Source organism: Methylobacterium indicum (genome assembly GCF_001043895.1).
Taxonomy (GTDB): domain Bacteria; phylum Pseudomonadota; class Alphaproteobacteria; order Rhizobiales; family Beijerinckiaceae; genus Methylobacterium; species Methylobacterium indicum.
In genome coordinates, this window is record NZ_JTHF01000300.1 from 1 (window position 1) to 541 (window position 541).

The 541-nt window shown below is 74.9% G+C and carries 1 protein-coding gene; it reads right to left on the bottom strand.

The window, feature by feature from the left end:
- Positions 1 to 394 (bottom strand): aminopeptidase P family N-terminal domain-containing protein (locus QR78_RS27925; protein WP_048430882.1); only part of this gene is annotated, 394 nt, incomplete at its 3' end.
- Positions 395 to 541 lie beyond the last annotated feature (147 nt).

Genomic DNA, 541 nt, shown 5'->3' on the forward strand with positions numbered 1-541 from the left:
CCGGCGTATGCAGCCAGGGATCGTAGGCCAGCACCCCGCCCGCCGGGAGGTTGGCCTCGATCCAGGCCTCGACGCTGGTCTCGGCGAGCGGCACCGGGGTGACGATCGCGGTATCGACCTGCTCGGCGGCCTGGAGCGTGTAGCGCCCGTCCACCACCAGGGCGGCCTTGTCGGCGAGCACGATCGCCGTGCCCGCCGAGCCGGTGAAGCCGGTGAGCCAGGCCAGCCGCTCGGCATTGGCCGGCACGTATTCCGACTGGTGCTCGTCGGCCCGCGGCACGACGAAGCCGGCGACGCCTCTCTGCGCCATCGCCGCCCGGAGCGCCGCGACCCGCGCCGCGCCCTCCCGGTGGCTGGGATCCTCGAAGCTCTGGAAGCGGGCGGTCTGGCTCATGCCCCCTGGGGTACGACGGCCGGGGCGGGGCGGCAACCGCCCCGCGGGGTCATTTCGACGGGCTCAATACAGCGGTGGCAGCCGCACGTTCGGCACCGCGAACGGCCCGACCACCACCCGCCCGCCGGCGAGCCGCACGGTCGGCAG